Genomic DNA, 13,999 nt, shown 5'->3' with positions numbered 1-13,999 from the left:
CGGTTCACCATCCTTCATCGAGATCGCACAGCCCTGGGCACAACGTGCGCTGCTTTGCACCTGTTGAGTCTTGTGGCCTGGGGGTACGTCAGAGTTTTATCGGCACTTGCCGTATGCACCAGATGTGGGGGCAAATCCCACACTTTCAAGCACGATTTAACGGATGGTCGGCCTACGCATCCGCCTTCGACTGGCATACACTGCGCGGCCGTTTTTCGACCGGAACCCGATAGACATGAAAAACCCATCCCCAGCCCGTGCTTGTGGTATCGACTTTGGCACGTCCAACTCCACCGTCGGCTGGATCCGCCCCGGCGAGGAGACGCTTATCGCGCTGGAGGACGACAAGATCACCCTGCCGTCGGTGGTGTTCTTCAACTTCGAGGAGCGCCGCCCGGTATACGGTCGCCTGGCGCTGCACGAGTACCTGGAAAACTACGAAGGCCGCCTGATGCGCTCGCTCAAGAGCCTGCTGGGTTCCAAGCTGATCAAGCACGACACCAGCGTGCTGGGTACGGCAATGCCGTTCACCGACCTGCTGGCACTGTTTATCGGCCAGCTCAAGAGCCGCGCCGAAGCCAACGCCGGCCGCGAGTTCGAAGAAGTGGTGCTGGGCCGCCCGGTGTTCTTTGTCGATGACGATCCGATGGCCGACCAGGAAGCGGAAAACACTCTGGTGGATGTGGCGCGCAAGATCGGCTTCAAGGACATCTCGTTCCAGTACGAACCAATTGCGGCCGCGTTCGACTACGAGTCCACCATCGAGAAAGAAGAGTTGGTGCTGATCGTCGACATCGGCGGGGGTACGTCCGACTTCTCCCTGGTGCGCCTGTCGCCCGACCGCCGTCACAACGACAACCGCCACGACGACATCCTCGCCACCGGCGGCGTGCATATCGGCGGTACCGACTTCGATAAGCAACTGAGCCTGCAAGGCATGATGCCGCTGTTCGGCTACGGCAGCCGTATGAAAAGTGGCGCCTACATGCCCACCAGTCACCACATGAACCTGGCGACCTGGCACACCATCAACTCGGTGTACTCGCAAAAATCCCAACTGGCCTTGGGCAGCATGCGCTATGACATCGAAGACACCGGCGGCATCGACCGCCTGTTCAAGTTGATCGAACAGCGCGCCGGGCACTGGCTGGCGATGGAAGTGGAAGAAACCAAGATCCAGCTGACCCACGCAGACAGCCGCCATGTGGCGCTGGACCGTATCGAAGCGGGCCTGAGCGTCGACTTGAGCCGGGCGCTGTTCGAATCGTCTATCGACGCCCTGCTGGAGCGTGTGCGCGGCAGCGTGACGCAACTGCTCAACGACGCTTCCGTGACCGTGGCGCAAGTGGACACGGTGTTCTTTACCGGCGGTTCCAGCGGCATTCCTGCGCTGCGCCACAGCATCTCGGCGATGCTGCCGAATGCGCGGCATGTGGAAGGCAATATCTTTGGCAGCATCGGCAGCGGTCTGGCGATTGAGGCGAGCAAGCGGTACGGGAACTGATCAACACCCGCGCCCTGCGTGCTTGCTCGCAACAGCGATCGGCCAGTCGACGGCCTCTCGTCATCTTGAGCAAGCACGTATCCCTGACCGCTTATCCCGGGTCAGTCCCACTTATAGAAAGGTCCATAGTCCAGCAGCAACTCCTCGCCCTCCTCAATATCCCTCCAGGCCACAAAAAACGTCATGTAACGACCGACGTAGATACTCGCCACATTTTGCTCGCCTACTGGTACTTGCCCTGGGGCAGCCGGGCTGTTGATCAGGCTAAGGATATTGCCACTGCCATGAGCGCTTAGTGTTCCGTCATTGGAAAAGCTCTGGAACGAGTAAGTCTCCACCGGCCGGCGCCCCTTGGCTGCAATCTCCTTCATCAGCGTCGGATCGCCTTGATGCAACTTTCCTGAATAAGGCCCCAGCACCTCAAACCTGCGAATCCTGCGTAGCGCAACGACCGACAGCCCTCGATCAGGGCCATCCGTCATCTTCCTGGCCAGTAGCTTGCCTAAGAAACGCGCGGCGTGACGCCCCTCATCTCGAATCCAATTTCGAACATCCTGGGTTATTTTTTCAGACCATCTCAGGCGTTCCTGCGTCCCGAACTCGTCGAGCAAACTGTTCCAGTAAGTCACTTCAATCTGGTCAACCTCACCCTCCAGTTCTGCGGTCAAACTGCGCGTGACATCGCTCGGATCTTGCAGGATGGGCAGGTCGTTATTGATTTCATGCTCAAGGAGAAGCGTTGCATCTTTGCTCTCATTAGCCACCGTCGGCTCGCGCCTGGGCACCTTGATCTGCGGTGAGAGCGGGTCCTGCGCAGGACGTTTGACGGGGACTCTGGAGCTTTTGCGTGCCGTGAATATCCGCGTCTCAAGGCTTTCGGGATTGAGGGGATTGGCGGGCAACTGCCCCGGTTCACCAAAGATCAGGCGGTTTTTTCCGATCAACGTGAACTTTCCGTTTGCCCTCACGTGGCGCGCCCACTCCAATGGGTCGATATTGTTGCGTTGAACAAACTCACTGGACGATACCGTTTGACCCTCCTTGCTTTGCAAACGGTACCACTTGTCCAGATGAGCCTCGGTCAGCGGATCATAGTTAGCCCGTTCGAAAATAAGCTCGGTCATACCTTGCTTGGTAAAACTGCCATCTTGCTTTACGTAATCGCCCCACATGATCGGGTTGAGGTTATGCCGCGTGGCAAAATCACGGGCCATCAATTGGCTGCCGGGGGTTTCATACAGCGTTTTCCATTCACTGAGATGCTCACGAGTAATGCTTGTATAGGCACCACCGCCGGCATGTTTGAGCAGTACTCTCCCTATGTCGTTGATCGAGCCATCCTGAGCGATATGCAGCATGAGAGCATCTGGCTCAATCAAGTACTGATTCGCAAAACCCTCACGAGTCAACTCATGCCGCTCCCTGGGTGACAGTCGCTCCCATGCAGACAAATGCTCGGCGGTAACACTGGTACGCACTGCGTGCTCATTGTCGAGAAATGCCACCCCCTCAGGCGTGGTAGATCCGTCCGCTAATACGTAACGTCTCAAGGTGGGATAGAACAGTCCGCGCTGCCTGGCAAACTTGCGCATTAAGTTGGCAGAACGGTCGGCTTCAGATAACTCGCTCCAATCACGGACGTCATCCCCCGTTATCAAACGGTGAGGCTCGACGCCGCCCTTCAACCCGATGGACTCCCATTGATCGGGACCTACTCGCCGCAACCAGTAACCTGTCTGCCGGTTGGTTTGAGCATCGACGACGTTCACATCAAAAATGTCGGCCTCTATCCTGAAGTTATCGCGGATCTGGTACACCTGCTCTCGACCATCACCTCTTACGTCCCGGATATAAAACTGTTGGCCATCAGCCGTTCGATAGATGCCCTGGGCGCTGGGTGTAAGCGTCGAGATCGTGGACTGATCTACTGCGTACTCCCGGTACCCAAGAGGGATCACCTCGGCAGGCTCGTCTACTGGGATGGGCGCTTCAAGCGCAGGCTCAACCTGCGCAGGCAGGTCAGGGGTCGGCTCAGACGACGTATACGTGATATGCCCCTCCTCGCTGGAGGCGGGGATAGCGACCTTCTGTAAACGAATGCGCCCATCTGGAGACGTGACACGGCGGAACATATTCATTTCTTCGGGCACGACGTAACTGAGCGCCAGACCGGTGACAGTAACCTCGACCAGGGCGTTAACCACACCGACAATGTGTGCCCAGCCCACCGCCTTGTCCCCCACGGACAAGTCCTCGATACCTTCCAGCACCTCATTCATCAGGTTGACCGCCGTCGCCCCCAGCAGTACTACGCCAAGCGCAGGCACAGCAAAGGCAGCAACGCCGATCACGGCCATGAGGTCTTCCAGCAACTGGGCAATCCACTCCCTGCGACTCTTCGCATCCGCATCTTCAGTGGGGACTGCCTGACGTCTCGCATCGGCCAGCCCCCTTTGTCGCCACTGCCGGTAGAGGCAAGCCCACAGGTCCAGGTCTTCTTCCCAGATATCCAGAGATGTCCCCATGGGCCGGAACTGCAAGAGAAAGTCCAACTGCTCTTTTTGCCGCAGCACCGGCGCGTGACGTGGGGATTGTCCAGGTACTCGTTCGGTGAAGTAATTGAAAAAGGCCGGGCGATCTTCAAAGGCGACAAACCGACTGAAAAACAGTTGATAGTCAGAGGGCGCTGCAGTGGAAGGCTTTGCTGCTGGGGCTTTTCGCAGAAATTGCGTCTTCATCTGCGCCTTGAGCTGCGCCAGGGAAGAGTAATGCTTTACGGGATGATCAGGATCATCAGGGATGTAAACAATGAAGCCGGACTCTGACTCGCTGTCCAAGAATGGCCAGATCACCTTCATTGGCAAACTCTGGCTTTTCTCAACGATCTCAAACACCACACAACCGTTCAGGTTCATTCCCATGAAGTTCAAACCGCGCAACCACAGCGGGTGGCCGTCTACTGCAACCTCTTGCTGTTGGTCGATAAGGGCAAGCAGAGCTTGATAGTGTTTCGCCTGAATATCTTTTTTTAACAGCGCGATGTAACTCGCGGTTTTAAGCGATGCTTTCTGATAGCGGATAAAGGCATCTTTTTCGGCCTCCAGCTTCTCAGGATCGCTCCAGCCTAGTGCGTCCTTTATGTGCTGTTGGTACTTTGCACCCAGGTCCAGATCCCGACATAAGGCTACAAATTTCTCGATCGTCAGCCCCTGGATTTTTTGTCGAATACCTACTTTCTTCCCGTAGTTAAAAAACTCGCTGATATAGAAAGCCCCCGCTCTTCCTTCAGAGGCCTCAAAATTATGCAGCGCAGCTTGCAACAGGGTAAAACACTCGATTTTTGGGTTACTGAAAAAACTGGCATGGGTATAAAGCTCCAACCAGACCTGATTGACATCCAGATCCAGGCCAAAGATTTTTTTGATTTCCTGCGTTAACAGTGGTGCAGCGAAATCATTAATCGCCTGCACATCAGCCATGATGCGAACGTAAGCGCTGTGCGCCTCGATGCTCAGCGCGGCATAGCTCGCAGCCGTCGCACGCTCAGCGGGCGAGGAAGACGTCCACCACTCGGGCAGCTGAGGAGTCATCCCCCCGAATGTTTTTAAAGTCTGCGCGGGCGCGTTTAACAAACATGAAGGAACAGCAGACGCCACGATATTTATGTAGTCGTTGCTAACACCGGAGCCATCACTGGCAGTCGTTCCGCTACCATCGTTATCAGTACTGGAATCACCCATCAAATGCAGTCCTTCTGTTCGCGTTAGTTAGATCAAACGCTATCAGCGGGTCCTGCCTATTGAGGGTTAGATAATTACAGCGTGCCGCATCATTGATCAGGCCTTGGCAGTGGTGACGACTGCACTACCGTGCTCAACTCTGCCGTTCGCGCAGCGTAGGTAGAGTCGTTCACCTTAGTAAATCAAACCATCCCACCCAGTTTCAGCTCACTCTTCAGATACGCATAGTAGATCGGCCCCGCCACCACGCCCGGCAGACCGAATGCGGCTTCAAACACCAACATCGCGAGCAGCAGTTCCCACGACTTGGCACTGATCTGCCCGCCAACAATGCGCGCATTGAGGAAGTACTCGACCTTGTGGATCACGATTAAATAGCCCAACGCCGCCACTGCCACCCAGATCGACAGCGACAGCGCGACGATGGTGATCAGGGTGTTGGACATCAGGTTGCCGATCACCGGCAGCAGGCCGAGCAGGAAGGTCAGCACGATCAGGGTTTTGGTCAGCGGCAGGTGAATGCCACACAGCGGCAGCACCACGGCGAGGAATATGGCGGTGAAGGCGGTGTTGAGCGCGGCGATCTTTATCTGAGCGAAGACGATGTTGCGAAAGGCCTGGACCAGCAGGTGCAGGCGGTCGAACAGCGCCGCCGCCAGGGGCTTGCGCTTGGTCAGGTCAGGCACGCGCTGCAGGGCGATGATCGCGCCGAGCACCATGCCGATCAGCAGGGTGACGAACATGTGCGCGGCGTCTTTGCCCACCAGTTGCAGCTCGCTCAGGTGTTTGCTCAGCCACTCACCGATGGCCACACGGAATTCCGCGGCGCTGGCCGGCAGGTAGGCGTCGAGGAATGGCGGAAGTTGGCCCCGCGCGCGGTCGACCACGCCCATGAATTTGTCGAGGGAAGCCCCGGGATTTTCCGCTTCGTGGAGCAGGAAGCTAATGGCGCCGGCGAAGATCAGCGCAAGCACGCTGACAATCAGGGTCCCGAGCAACGCCACTGCCAGCCAGCGCGCGCGGCGGCCTTCGATCAGCCGTTGCAGTTGGGGGGTGAGCATGTTGACCAGTTCATAGACCAACAAACCGGCCAGCAGGCTGGGCAGCAATTTCAGCGGCAGCACCAGCAGCAGTCCGCCGAAAATGATGATGTAGCTGGCCAGCAACAACACATGACGCTGAGAAAACGTTGGCATACAGCCTCAAAAACGAACGGCGTTAAAGGATGGGCAGTCTGCCAGCCTTCAGAGAATCAAGCGAGTGGATAGGTTGTGAATGCGATCAAGTGTGAGAGGGGCACCTCCCCTCCCACATTTAATCTTCAGCACCGACGAAATCGTGATCAACCTTTGAGGCAGGTGCTCATGAACGTCTTGCGCGCATCGCCGGTCAGCGCTTTGGTTTTCGCCGACGCATTGCAATCCTTCATCTTCTGCTGCTGCGGCGTCAGGGTCTTGGCGTCATTGGCAGCCGGGGCCGACAGGCAGGTTTTCATGAACGCCTTGCGCTCGTCGCCCTTGAGCGTCTTGGTGGTGGCCTCAGCATTGCAGGTGGTCATTTTGTTTTGCTGGGCAGTGGCGGCAAAGCCTTGGGAACACAGCAGCAAGCCCATCATCAATAACGGAATACGCAGCATCTTCATGGAGTTTTCTCCCTGTTACCACGCCGATGGGCATGGCCTATCCGCAGTGTAGTCAAAGCCTGTTACATCTTCATCCACAGCGAATATTCGTCCGGCGGTACTGCTCCGGCGTGCAGCCAGCATGGCGCTGGAACATCGCGATAAACGCCGAGGCGGTGCTGTAGCCGAGGTCGAACGCCACCTGCTGCACGCTGCGTTCGCTGTCGAGGGCTTCGATGGCCGCCAGGTATCGCAGACGCTGGCGCCATTCACCGAAGCTCATGCCCAACTCGCGCACAAACTGGCGCGCCAGGGTGCGTTCGCTCACATGCACCTGTTCAGCCCATTGCGCCAGCGGGCGGTTATCGCCGGGGTCGGCCTGCATACCTTCCAGAACGCCAAGCAGCCCTGGGCGGCGGGCGTAGGGCAGGAAACCGTCGTGGATCGGTGCCTGCCGCAGTTGATCCACCAATACTTGGGCCAGGCGGATATCGGCTTCGGAATGAGGAATATTCACGTCACGCCGGGCGAAGTCGCGCAGGATCGCCTTGAGAATGTCGCTGATCGCCAGTGTGCAAGGCTGTTGTGGCAGTTGCTCGCAGAGCTCGGGGGCCAGGCCGACCGAGTGATAGACAATCGCCTGGGCGTTGTAGGAGCTGTGCTCAGTATTGGGCGGGATCCAGACCGCGTACTGCGGCGGCGACATAAAGCGGTTACCGGCCACTTCCATGCGCATCACACCGCTGGCGGAGTAATCCAGCGAGCCCCAGAAGTGCTGGTGCGGCGTGCACTCGGTGTCAGGGGCAAAGTCGGAATAACGGAAGTAGACCGGGCTGGGCAAGCTACGGAAATCGGCGAGGCGTACGGTGTGTCGGGCCATATTGTCTGGATGCAAAGGTGAGTTGTCTGGATCGCAGTATAGGCTTCAATCCAGACAGGGGATAATCCCGCTTCATCAACACACTTGGTTTCTTTCGATGCAGTACGCGTATCCCCTGCTGGCCATTTTTATCTGGGCCGGCAACACCGTGGTCAACAAACTGGCCGTGGGCTCGATTTTCCCGTCGGAGATCGGTTTTTACCGCTGGCTGCTGGCGGCGCTACTGTTCACGCCGTTCATGCTCAAGCCGGTGATCGCTCACTGGGCGCAGATCCGCCCGAGTCTGGGCAAGATCGTCATCCTCGGCGTGCTGGGCATGGCCGTGTACCAAAGCCTGGCGTATTACGCCGCCTCCCTGACCACCGCCACCAACATGGGCATCATCCTGTCGCTGATGCCGTTGATGGCCCTGACAGCAGCGATCATCAGCCTCGGTCAACGCCTGACCTTCGGCGCACTCACCGGGGCTGTGCTGTCGTTTGCCGGCGTGGTCGTGGTGGTGTCGTCCGGCAGCCTGGGCGCGCTGTTGCAACACGGGGTCAACCTGGGCGACGCCATGATGCTGGTCGCCACACTGGCCTACGCGGTCTACAGCACCTTGCTGAAAAAATGGCAGCTGCGCCTGCCGCCGTTGGTGTTGCTGTATTTGCAGATACTGGTGGCGGTGGTGGTGTTGTTTCCGCTGTTCCTGTTCTCGGCCAAAACCGGCCTGGGCTGGGCAAATATCCCACTGGTGCTGTACGCGTGTTTACTGGCGTCGATGCTCGCGCCGTTGGCGTGGATGCACTCGGTGAAGACCTTGGGACCAAGCCGTACCACGCTGTTTTTCAACCTGCTGCCGTTGATTACCGCGTTGATTGCGGCGGTGGTATTGAAGGAGGAGCTGGCGTTGTATCACCTGGTGGGCGGTTTGCTGACCTTGGGCGGGGTGATCTTGTCGGAGCGCTGGACCACGCCGGTGCGCCGACGGGCTTAAACACCCGCCGCTTTCAAGCGCCGGGCATGCTCCACAAACAATCGGATCGGCTCGGCGCCCTTGCCCACCAGCCCCATGGACTGATTGACGATATCAAAATGGTCCAGGGCAAAATCATCGCCAATCACCGTGCCCAGGTGTGAGCTGTAGCGCCCGACCATGCCATCACACTGGCCCTTTTCCCGCACAAAGCTGCGGGCGAACAAGCGGCAACTGCGATGGGTACCGTCAAACAGATTACGGCCCCGATCCGTGATGCCCGGCTGCAAAGTGCCGGACCACGAGTAATAGCGCACGCCGTTGACCACCTCCGCACCCTGCCCGCCCCATGTCTCGGGTAAGCCTTGGGGATACCGGCGATTGAACAAAGCCACACCTTCACTGGTGAGGGAATGGTGAGACGCCTGCAGATCCGCCTTGAAGCGCGGCCCGCGATAACCGGTTTCCAGCACACCCATCACCCAGGCGACCAGGTGAAACAGCGCGCTCATGATCCGGCCCTTGGCGCCGTCGATGGGGTAATGGATGTGGATATGGTCCGCCAGCTCAGAACCGTGGTTCGGCCCCGCCACCGAAGTCACCGACGCCACCCAATCCGGGCGCAGGGCTGCTGCATAGCGCGCAGTCAGTGAGCCTTGGCTATGGCCGATCAAGTTGACCTTTTCCGCCCCAGTCTCGCGGCGTATGCGCTCGATCTGCACCAGCAGTTGCTCGCCACGCACCTCGCTGGAGTCCAGCGGTGCCACCTGTATCGGGAATACCTGAGCCCCACCAGCCCGCAAAGCCGGGACGATGCCATACCAGTAGGGGAAAAACCCGATGCGCACAAATCCGAGCATGCCGGGCACCAATACCAGGGGATAGCGTGTGGCCAACGACTGTGACATGAAGCGAATATCCTCGCAGCGCGTTTGATGCAATGCAGCCTAGCCCAGTTGCAAGTCGGGCTCGTGACGCGCGAGGTAAATCCGATAAAACTTTTTGCGCTGCACGGCACTCACAACTTGGAGCGATCACGCCGACAGAGCGTGGCGTAACCCGGATTAGCCCCAGGAGATTGAGATGACTGAAGCAAACTTGACCGACGTTGCGACCCTGCGCAGCCGCGCCCGCCAGAACGTCGAAAACGGTGCCGTGACCGAAGGCTACGACGCCGACCGCGAAGAAATTATCCGCCTGCTCAACGCGTCGCTGGCCACCGAGCTGGTGTGCGTGCTGCGCTACAAGCGCCACTACTTCATGGCCAGCGGCGTTAAAGCAGCCGTCGCCGCAGAGGAATTTCTGGAGCACGCCACCCAGGAAGCCGAACATGCCGACAAACTGGCCGAGCGCATCGTGCAGCTGGGCGGCGAGCCGGAGTTCAACCCCGATCTGTTGTCGAAGAACTCCCACGCGCAGTACGTGGCCGGTAACAGCTTGAAGGAAATGGTCTACGAAGACCTGGTCGCCGAGCGCATCGCGGTGGACAGCTACCGCGAGATCATCCAGTACATCGGCGACAAAGACCCGACCACTCGCCGCCTGTTTGAGGAGATCCTCGCTCAGGAAGAAGAGCATGCGGACGATATGGCCGACATCCTCGAAAGTCTTTAAATAGCGTAAACCCCATGTGGGAGGGGGCTTGCTCCCGATAGCGGTGATTCAGTCTCAGAGGTACTGACTGACATACCGTTATCGGGGGCAAGCCCCCTCCCACATTTGGTTAGCCTTTAACGGTCTTCGGCGCCTTGCCTTCTTTCATCTGCTGCAGCAGCGGCGCGCACTCATTGGGCTCGCCACCACTTGGGGCGACCAACGCAAGCAAGCCGGCAGCAGGACCCGCGATCACGCCCAGCGCCACCATGCCCGCGCCGCGCAGGGCTAATGGAATGGCCTTGACCCCGGCATTCGGCTTGATAAACGGCCCGTTCACATACAGCGGCGAGCGCAGGGAGAAGAGACGGAAGCCTTTGGATTCCGGGGTGACCGTCAGGTCCAACTGCTCAGTCGCCATGTTCGCGGTGCCATCGATGTAGATAATGGCGTTCTCGGTATCGAACACAAACAGCCGCGTAGTCGCCAAGCCCGTCTTGATGCCGAAGTCCGCGGCGGCACAGTTGATCTTCACTTCCTTATCGCCGAACAAGCGGCCCACTACGTAGTTGCCCACGTTGAGCCCGGCGATTTCCATCAGGCCACGGCTGATGGCACCGTCGTTGATCAGCATCTTCAGGTCACCATTGGAGCTGCCCAGCAGCGCCGCCACGGAGTTACCTCGCCCGGCAATATCGGCGTCACCGTTGAGTTCACCGAAGCTGGTTTTCATCGGCTCGAAGCTCGGGAACAGTTGCTTGAGCTTGAAATTGCGCGCGGTCAATTTGGCGCGACCTTCCATCGGTGTGATGCGGCCATTCAGGCGAATCTGCGCATCGAGCTTGCCACCAGCGACGCCGAAACGCAGTGGCTCCAGGCTCAGCTCGCCGTCGTTGAGCACCAGATGGGTATAAAGATCGGTAAAGGGTAATTCGGCACTGTGCACGATACGTTTACCGGTGAATTCCACATCGGCATCCATGTCGCGCCAGCGTTCGGTGCGGAACTCTTCCACCGGCAGCACTTTGGTCGCCGGCTGTTTGCTTTCGCCGCCACGGGCCTTTTGCTTGGCGTTGGAGTCGGCGCCGATCAAGGGTGCAAGGTCAGTCATCAGCAACTGGTTGGACACCAGCGCGCCGCTGAGCTTGGGCCGTGGCTGGCTGGCGACGTAAGCAAGGTTGCCGTGAATGTCGCTGTTGCCGATCTTGCCGTTGAAGTTGTCGTAGCGGAAGGACGCGCCGCTGGCATCGTGCAGCTTGGCGATCAAGTGGCCGTCGGTGGCGTAGGCCGGCGAGTCCGGCAGCGTGACGCCGGTCAGTGGATACAGGTTGCCCAGGCTGCTGCCGGACAGCTTCAGGCGCAGGTCAAGAGCGCCGAGGTTGAGCGGGTCGGTCAGGGTGCCAGCCAGGGCGATGTTGGTGTCAGCGATCTTGACTTGGGCCTGTAGCGGGAACGGCTTGGCCGCATCCTGCAGGGCCAGCAGGCCGCCGATCTTGCCGGTGCCGTCGAGCTTCTGGCCGTGATACTGGCCTTTGACCTTGAGGGCGAACGCATAGTCCTGGGGCGCCGAGCCTTTCTCCAGAGCCTTCTTGGCATCGGCATCGCCGACGATTTCACCGAAGGGAATCGGTTTGCCCAAGGGGTCAATGATCACGTCGAGCTGGGTCTTGAGGGTCTGGTCATCCAGCGTCACGTGGCCTTTGTCAAAGCCGATGGCACCGATGTCCATCACCCAGTTGGAGGGTTCGGCATTGGGGTCTTTAGGGTCGAACGTGAAGGTCCAGTTGGCGCGACCATCGGCCAGGCGCTGTAACTCTGCACTCGGTTCGGTGAGATCGATACGCGGGATAACCACACGCTGTGCCAGCAGAGCCAGGGGCGAAATACGCAGCTCGACTTTCTTCAACGAAACCATCTGCGGTTTTTTCGACCAGTCCGGGTTACCCAGGGTCAAGTCTTCGGCAATCACATGAGGCCACGGTACCCAGGCACGCCAGCCGCCTTCATCGGGCTCTCGCCGCCACACCACGGCGAGGTTGCCGTTGATGGCAAACGGGCGATGCAGTTCTTCGGAGACTTTGGCATTGAGGGGCGGTTTGATGCGATTCCAGTCAAAAAACACCAGGACCAGGACTGCAACGGCGATTAACAGAACGAAGCTGGCGCAGCTCCAAGCGACGATTTTACGAGTGCGCGTCATTGCACAGGACTCCTCAACACGAATAGCTGAACTACAGCTCATAAGAGTACGACTGGCAAACCGTCCGGGGGTTTAACCCAGTGGTCAATTTAGTCGCAAAAAGCCATTTTCCTGATCGATCAGACAAATCCAATCATCAATGGCGCACCATTGTTACCCAGGTTCGTGTCGAAAATACCCACCACGGTGCAAAACCGCGTGCTTGAGAGGTCCGGTCTAGAGCCTCTGCGAGGAACAATCAATTCTGTTGATTATTACCATTGTGTTTATGAACTTTTATATCGACATATCGAGAGTAGCATTAGCCCTGTACCCACTTTATCGCCCTCCCAAGGAGCAACCATCATGAAACGCCAAGTACTCGCTACCGTCCTGTTGTCCATCATGGCTTCCAGCGCCTTTGCCCTGCCAGCCGCCGAACAAGTGACCCCACAAGTCAAAGCCGACGCCGTGCACGCCAGCCAAACTCTGGCCCGCAGCGGTTCGCAAGAAGAAGATAGCCGTGACTACGCCAAAGGCGCTGTTGCAGAAAACGGTTCGGATCAGATCAGCAAACGCGCTCACGCCGAAGGCCTGACCGAAAACGGTCGCGATCGCCTGCAAGAGAAAGGTCTGGTTGAAGACGGTGCCGATCAAATCAGCAAGCGCGCTTACACTGAAGGTGTTGCCGAAGACGGTTCTGATCGCCTGAAAGAACAAAACCAAGCACAGAGCTAACCCTGTGGTAGCCCAGAAAAAAGCCCGATCACCCGACCGGGCTTTTTGACTTTTTGTAGAACCTGTCACGCAACGCGCCCCCGCCAAGTTCGACGCCAACAGAGCTGTTTTGCTAGAGTGCGTCGCTGTACTTGCCGACAAAGCCCCCCGCCCATGCTGCCCCGCGCCGAACAGAAGCAACAGACCCGCCTTGCCTTGATGGACGCTGCCCGCCATCTGATGGAGTGTGGCCGTGGGTTTGGCAGCCTGAGCCTGCGTGAAGTAGCCAAGACGGCCGGCATCGTTCCCACTGGTTTCTATCGCCATTTTGCCGATATGGACCAGCTTGGACTTGTCTTGGTGAGTGAGGTCGGCCAGACCTTTCGCGCTACCATCCGCCTGGTGCGCCACAACGAATTCGTGATGGGCGGCATTATCGACGCCTCGGTGCGGATCTTTCTCGATGTGGTCTCAGCCAACCGTTCGCAATTCTTGTTCCTGGCCCGCGAGCAATACGGTGGCTGCCTGGCCGTGCGCCAAGCCATCAGCGCCCTGCGCGAAGACATCACCCGCGACCTTGCGGCCGACCTGACGCAGATGCCCAAGTTGCAGCACCTGGACCCCGATGGCCTGCACGTGATGGCGGACCTTATCGTCAAAAGCGTGTTTGCCACCCTGCCCGATATCATCGACCCGCCGGCTCATGCGTTGCCGGCTCACCTCACGCCCCAGGCGAAAATCACCCAGCAACTGCGCTTTATCTTCATCGGCCTCAAGCACTGGCAGGGCTTGGGCAGTACCGAGTAAACC

General features: G+C 58.4%; 11 protein-coding genes. 5 read left to right on the top strand and 6 right to left on the bottom strand.

What is annotated here, in order from left to right:
* The first annotated feature begins 235 nt into the window (after positions 1-235).
* Positions 236-1,504 carry an Hsp70 family protein gene (locus LRO94_RS03695; RefSeq protein WP_179179582.1) on the top strand — a complete coding sequence of 423 codons (1,269 nt, stop codon included), beginning with the start codon at positions 236-238 and terminating at the stop codon, positions 1,502-1,504.
* Positions 1,505-1,605: 101 nt separating this feature from the next.
* Here LRO94_RS03695 and LRO94_RS03690 read toward each other — a convergent pair whose 3' ends face one another.
* The 4 genes from LRO94_RS03690 to LRO94_RS03675 form a co-directional block, all read right to left on the bottom strand.
* Positions 1,606-5,244, bottom strand: a complete 3,639-nt coding sequence (locus LRO94_RS03690; protein WP_233896932.1) for a dermonecrotic toxin domain-containing protein — start codon at positions 5,242-5,244, stop codon at positions 1,606-1,608.
* 182 nt (positions 5,245-5,426) lie between these two features.
* A complete protein-coding gene (locus LRO94_RS03685) occupies positions 5,427-6,440 on the bottom strand; it encodes an AI-2E family transporter (RefSeq protein ID WP_032890564.1) in 1,014 nt (337 codons plus the stop codon).
* A 146-nt stretch (positions 6,441-6,586) separates the two neighbouring features.
* Positions 6,587-6,886 carry a PsiF family protein gene (locus LRO94_RS03680; RefSeq protein WP_017849707.1) on the bottom strand — a complete coding sequence of 100 codons (300 nt, stop codon included), beginning with the start codon at positions 6,884-6,886 and terminating at the stop codon, positions 6,587-6,589.
* 70 nt (positions 6,887-6,956) lie between these two features.
* On the bottom strand, positions 6,957-7,745 hold the full coding sequence (locus tag LRO94_RS03675; RefSeq protein WP_032890562.1) for an AraC family transcriptional regulator: 789 nt from the start codon (positions 7,743-7,745) through the stop codon (positions 6,957-6,959).
* Positions 7,746-7,842: 97 nt separating this feature from the next.
* Between LRO94_RS03675 and LRO94_RS03670 the strand changes: the two genes are divergently transcribed.
* A complete protein-coding gene (locus LRO94_RS03670; protein WP_179179585.1) occupies positions 7,843-8,721 on the top strand; it encodes a DMT family transporter in 879 nt (292 codons plus the stop codon).
* On the opposite strand, the gene LRO94_RS03665 is transcribed toward LRO94_RS03670, so the two are convergent.
* Positions 8,718-9,608: an esterase/lipase family protein gene (locus LRO94_RS03665; protein ID WP_122753883.1), complete on the bottom strand. Its 891-nt coding sequence runs from the start codon at positions 9,606-9,608 to the stop codon at positions 8,718-8,720. The two genes, LRO94_RS03670 and LRO94_RS03665, sit on opposite strands and share 4 nt — an antisense overlap.
* Positions 9,609-9,783: 175 nt before the next feature.
* On the opposite strand from LRO94_RS03665, the gene LRO94_RS03660 reads away from it, so the two are divergent.
* Positions 9,784-10,314, top strand: a complete 531-nt coding sequence (locus LRO94_RS03660) for a ferritin-like domain-containing protein (protein WP_032890557.1) — start codon at positions 9,784-9,786, stop codon at positions 10,312-10,314.
* 109 nt (positions 10,315-10,423) lie between these two features.
* Here the strand turns inward: LRO94_RS03660 and LRO94_RS03655 are convergent, their stop codons facing one another.
* Entirely contained in the window at positions 10,424-12,493 is a 2,070-nt protein-coding gene (locus LRO94_RS03655; protein WP_179179586.1) for an AsmA family protein, read from the bottom strand.
* A gap of 345 nt (positions 12,494-12,838) precedes the next feature.
* On the opposite strand from LRO94_RS03655, the gene LRO94_RS03650 reads away from it, so the two are divergent.
* Together LRO94_RS03650 and LRO94_RS03645 are read left to right on the top strand one after the other, a co-directional pair.
* The gene (locus LRO94_RS03650) at positions 12,839-13,210 is read left to right on the top strand and encodes a hypothetical protein (protein ID WP_032890553.1); all 372 of its coding nucleotides are present in this window, start codon (positions 12,839-12,841) and stop codon (positions 13,208-13,210) included.
* 153 nt (positions 13,211-13,363) lie between these two features.
* Entirely contained in the window at positions 13,364-13,996 is a 633-nt protein-coding gene (locus LRO94_RS03645) for a TetR family transcriptional regulator (protein ID WP_032890551.1), read from the top strand.
* Positions 13,997-13,999 lie beyond the last annotated feature (3 nt).

The organism is Pseudomonas sivasensis, assembly GCF_021391435.1.
GTDB classification, from domain to species: Bacteria; Pseudomonadota; Gammaproteobacteria; order Pseudomonadales; family Pseudomonadaceae; genus Aquipseudomonas; species Aquipseudomonas sivasensis.
Note: the sequence above shows the minus strand (reverse complement) of the source record. Positions and strands in the feature narration are given on the sequence as shown.

Bases quoted from the DNA above. Each gene is read 5' to 3' on its own strand.
- LRO94_RS03665 (WP_122753883.1), bottom strand. From the start codon at position 9,608: ATGTCACAGTCGTTGGCCACACGCTATCCCCTGGTATTGGTGCCCGGC.
- LRO94_RS03655 (WP_179179586.1), bottom strand. From the start codon at position 12,493: ATGACGCGCACTCGTAAAATCGTCGCTTGGAGCTGCGCCAGCTTCGTT.
- LRO94_RS03680 (WP_017849707.1), bottom strand. From the start codon at position 6,886: ATGAAGATGCTGCGTATTCCGTTATTGATGATGGGCTTGCTGCTGTGT.
- LRO94_RS03685 (WP_032890564.1), bottom strand. From the start codon at position 6,440: ATGCCAACGTTTTCTCAGCGTCATGTGTTGTTGCTGGCCAGCTACATC.
- LRO94_RS03675 (WP_032890562.1), bottom strand. From the start codon at position 7,745: ATGGCCCGACACACCGTACGCCTCGCCGATTTCCGTAGCTTGCCCAGC.
- LRO94_RS03660 (WP_032890557.1), top strand. From the start codon at position 9,784: ATGACTGAAGCAAACTTGACCGACGTTGCGACCCTGCGCAGCCGCGCC.
- LRO94_RS03650 (WP_032890553.1), top strand. From the start codon at position 12,839: ATGAAACGCCAAGTACTCGCTACCGTCCTGTTGTCCATCATGGCTTCC.
- LRO94_RS03645 (WP_032890551.1), top strand. From the start codon at position 13,364: ATGCTGCCCCGCGCCGAACAGAAGCAACAGACCCGCCTTGCCTTGATG.
- LRO94_RS03695 (WP_179179582.1), top strand. From the start codon at position 236: ATGAAAAACCCATCCCCAGCCCGTGCTTGTGGTATCGACTTTGGCACG.
- LRO94_RS03690 (WP_233896932.1), bottom strand. From the start codon at position 5,244: ATGGGTGATTCCAGTACTGATAACGATGGTAGCGGAACGACTGCCAGT.
- LRO94_RS03670 (WP_179179585.1), top strand. From the start codon at position 7,843: ATGCAGTACGCGTATCCCCTGCTGGCCATTTTTATCTGGGCCGGCAAC.